General features: G+C 48.7%; 3 protein-coding genes. All 3 read right to left on the bottom strand.

The window, feature by feature from the left end:
- On the bottom strand, positions 1 to 852 hold an 852-nt coding region (locus tag HKN79_00170), incomplete at its 3' end, for a hypothetical protein (GenBank protein ID NNC81966.1).
- A gap of 191 nt (positions 853 to 1043) precedes the next feature.
- Entirely contained in the window at positions 1044 to 1898 is an 855-nt protein-coding gene (locus HKN79_00165; GenBank protein ID NNC81965.1) for a dienelactone hydrolase family protein, read from the bottom strand.
- Positions 1899 to 2049: 151 nt separating this feature from the next.
- Complete coding sequence (locus HKN79_00160; GenBank protein ID NNC81964.1) at positions 2050 to 3849, bottom strand: glycoside hydrolase family 15 protein; 1800 nt, start codon at positions 3847 to 3849, stop codon at positions 2050 to 2052.
- Between the last annotated feature and the right edge of the window lie 137 nt (positions 3850 to 3986).

Raw genomic sequence — 3986 nt, 5'->3', positions numbered from 1 at the left:
CAATCCATCACGAAAGTAGACTTGCAGATGATCAGATGTTGTCATTTCCTCCAGTCCCGTGCTTAGGCAGGCACTCTCCATCATCCGAAGTGAGTCGAAGGCCAACCAGAAGGATTCTCCGCTGAGCGGATCGTAATAGGTATCCTTAGGCTGCAGAGGGAATTGCTCCAGTGTATCCCCCATCGTGCTCAGGTCATAAGGCAAGGCATAGGCCAATCCTGTAGTACTGCCACCACCAGAGATCAAATAATGATCATCGCAGCCCAGATCGATTCGCTCCATATCAAAGGCCGGTATCTGGGCCAAGGTGTCGTAGGTATTGGAAGGGATATCGTAGGCCAGTATCAATGACTCGGTCTGATCCTCTACTATGACCAATTTATCTTCATAGGGATGATAGACCATCTCCTTTACCTCCGCCCAATTGCTGAGGTCTTCATTGACGGTAGTGGAGATTTGGGTGCTCATGTTGAAATCATATATCCCCTCTTGGTCATGAAGGTATATTGTAAGGTCGCCATCCCATGCTAGGCCTATCAGCCATTCAGTTGCTGGAGTGTCATAGGAGGCCACCAGTTCTAACGGGAAGAGGTTGTAGACTTTCAAGTCCCCGATACGTGCGGCCCATAGTTGATCTCCGATGATCAAGCATTGGCCCACGTTGGCCCCAATGACCACGGGGTTGTATACAAATTCGGTCTCAGGCGTACCAGACCATATCTGTCCCGAGAGTGTGATGATATAATGCGTGTCACTGCCCGGGTGATAGAGGATCTGCTTGGGAGAGCTGAACTGGGCGCTAGCGGTAAGCAGCAGAAGGATAGAAACTAATAGAAGGAAACAACGAATCATGGGAGTAGTCTTTGCTACTTGAATGTACAAAGCACCCGTCACCTTGCATGATCTATTGAGAATTCGGTAGAGATAAATGAGTATTCGGCTCTGGGGATGAGGCTATCAGATCATAGAAGCGAGGATAGTCAAAGTGAACCCCTCACTTGTTACCCATGATATGCATTTCTCAAAAGGCCTTTTGTTCTTCCTTATTTCCCTGCAAATGTCTCCTCTAAAAAATCTCCCAGTTTCAACCATGATAGGCTATCCGCATCAGCATTGTAGGCCAATGGAAGCTCGAACTCCTCCCCTTTGGCGGTGGCAGCTGGATTGGTGAAGGCATGGATGGCTCCTTCATAGTTCACAAACTCGTAATCCACTCCCGCGGCCTCCATCTCGGACTTGAAACTGTCGATGGCCTCAGCTGACACGAAGGGGTCATCGGCTCCATTCATGACCAGTATGCGTCCTTTGACCGATCCGGGAGTGGCAGGCTCGATAGGCCCTATGCTTCCGTGCAAGGTCGCTACCGCATCCAAGTCTACCCCTTGACGTGCCATGTTGAGCACGATACCACCACCGAAACAATATCCGACAGCAGCAATCTCATCTTTGTCACAATGCTCATCCGCCTGCAAGACTTCCATGGCCGCAGCGAAGCGTTCTTTTGCTCCTTCGAAGTTGCTCATCACCGCTCCCGAAAAAGCCATGGCATCCTGTGGGTGTGCCGCAGTCTTCCCGTCTCCATACATGTCCAAGGCAAAGGCCACATAGCCCTCCTCGGCTAGTTTGTCGGCAACATTCCGCGAATGCTCATTATGTCCCCACCACTCATGGACCACGATCACTCCCGGACGAGGACCAGAGAGATCGGCATCATAGGCCAAGTAGCCCTTCATCGTCACACTATCCGCCTCGTAGCTCATCTCCTTCCCCACGATGTCCGGACCCTTGGTCATCGACTCTTGAGACTCGGTGACCTCAGGGATATCGGCCTCCTCGGAAGGGTTTCCTCCACAGGCGATGAGTAGCAATGCAGCAAACAGATAGATCGGATATTTCATAGGGTTCTTTGGATTTTGTTGTTCTAATGAAAAGACAGACCGAAAGCCTCATTGGCTTTATTCAGCACGAAGATAGCTTGGAAGCTATAGGATCCGACCGCTCAGCGGTTACTCTTTAACCTCTTAACAAACACTATCTTGCCACAGATTCCTATCGCATCGACTCGAGGATCATCTCTTCCGTCTCGATATCGGAGAAATTCATCGCACACTCGATCAAGGCCAGATGGGAATAGGCCTGCGGAAAATTCCCCAACAAGCGCTTTGTCTTGAAATCGATGTCCTCGCTGAAGAGCCCCAAATGATTGCTATAGGTCAACAACTTATCGAAATACTGTTGTGCCTTTTCCACCTCTCCTATCTTGTAGAGACTATTGATGAACCAGAATGTACAGATGGTGAAGGACGAAGAAGGAAGCCCGAAGTCATCCTCATTCTTATAGCGATACAAGAGCCCATCATTACTCAATTCCTTCTCGATAGCATGCACCATGCTCACGAACTTGGGGTCCTTGGCATCGATGAAGCCATAGGTCTCCATAAGCAGTACCGAAGCATCCAAATACGTGGAGCCGTAGGATTGGGTGAAGGCACCTGATTCTTCATTCCAGGAATGCGCATGGATATCCTTTTTGATCTCTTTGGCCAATTCCATCCATTTTTCCACTTTCCTTTTCTTCCTTAGGACTTGTGCCACTTTGATCGCCCTATCTATCGCCACCCAGCACAGGACTTTGGAGAAGGTGAAGTGCTGATCTCCTTCTCTGAATTCCCAGATACCCTTGTCCGGCTCTTTCCAGTGCTTGGATACGATCCATACTATCCCTTTGGTGATACCCCATAGTTCTTCGCCATTCTCCAGGTCGGTGCTGTACTCCGTTAACTGAGCATAGATCAGATCCATCAATATGCCATAGATGTCGTTCTGCTTCTGTTGATAGGCCGCATTCCCTACACGCACCGGCTTAGAACCCTCATAGCCCTCGAGATGTTCCAAGGTCATCTCGGTAAGCTTCTTCTCCTTATTGATCCCATACATGATCTGCAACTTCTCGTCCTTCTGTGGAATAAGGTCTATGATGAATTGTAGGTATCGCTTGGACACTGCCCTATGACCGAGTTCTCCCATCACCTTGACCACCATGGAAGCATCGCGTATCCAACAGAATCGATAATCCCAGTTCCGCTCCTCTCCTATGGTCTCCGGTAGAGAGGTAGTGGCTGCAGCAAGCACAGCGCCTGACTTATCATAGCTCAAGAGCTTGAGTGTGATGGCGCTCCGGCTTATCTCTTGATTGTACTTCCTATAGTTAGGCGTCCTGTTGGACCAGTTCAACCAATAAACCTTGGTACGCTGCAGGTCCAGGTACACCTTTCTGTTGGTCGGGTGTAGGATCTTCTCGTTATAACTCAGCAGGAAATGCCCGTTCTCTCTGACCTCCAATTCCTTTCCATCGACCACCGCCTGTTTATCAAATGAGGTATACAGGAAGACCGTATCGAACTTCAGATTATCGATCAGACTGACGATGAAGTTGCTCTTCACATAGGTCTTGGTCTCTCCTTGCGCATAATCGAGTCTCGGGTCGAAATGAACCCTGAATCGTGGACTGCCCTGGATATGGCGCACATGCCTTACCAATTCTGGCGGAGTGAAATAGCCTCCTTCCTTATTGTAATACCTCGGCATGAAATCATGCAATTCGAAGATGTTCTCCCCATCGGAGAAACGCGTGATCAGAACAGCTGTATCGGTCTTATATCGTTGCTCGATAGTATAGTCATCCGACACCTTGATATCGAAACATCCACCGATCTTCCTATCGAGTATATGAGCGAAAATCGAGGGCGAATCAAAATCAGGAAGACAGCACCACTCGATACATCCCTTCTTGGAGACGAGCGCTGCACTCCTACAATTTCCTATGATACCGTAGTCTAGATTCTGCATAATGGGTCGATCCGCTTGAATTTCAATCAATGAGGTTCAGAGCATCGCAATTTCACTAATTTTAGACGAAGTCAGAACAAATACTCTAGGAAAAGAATATATGGCCAAGACCATCATCGTCTCGAACAGATTACCGG

The organism is Flavobacteriales bacterium (genome assembly GCA_013001705.1).
Classification (GTDB): domain Bacteria; phylum Bacteroidota; class Bacteroidia; order Flavobacteriales_D; family JABDKJ01; genus JABDLZ01.
Note: the sequence above shows the minus strand (reverse complement) of the source record. Positions and strands in the feature narration are given on the sequence as shown.

Coding starts and splice junctions, on each gene's coding strand:
- HKN79_00165 (NNC81965.1), bottom strand. CDS start 1,898: ATGAAATATCCGATCTATCTGTTTGCTGCATTGCTACTCATCGCCTGT.
- HKN79_00160 (NNC81964.1), bottom strand. CDS start 3,849: ATGCAGAATCTAGACTACGGTATCATAGGAAATTGTAGGAGTGCAGCG.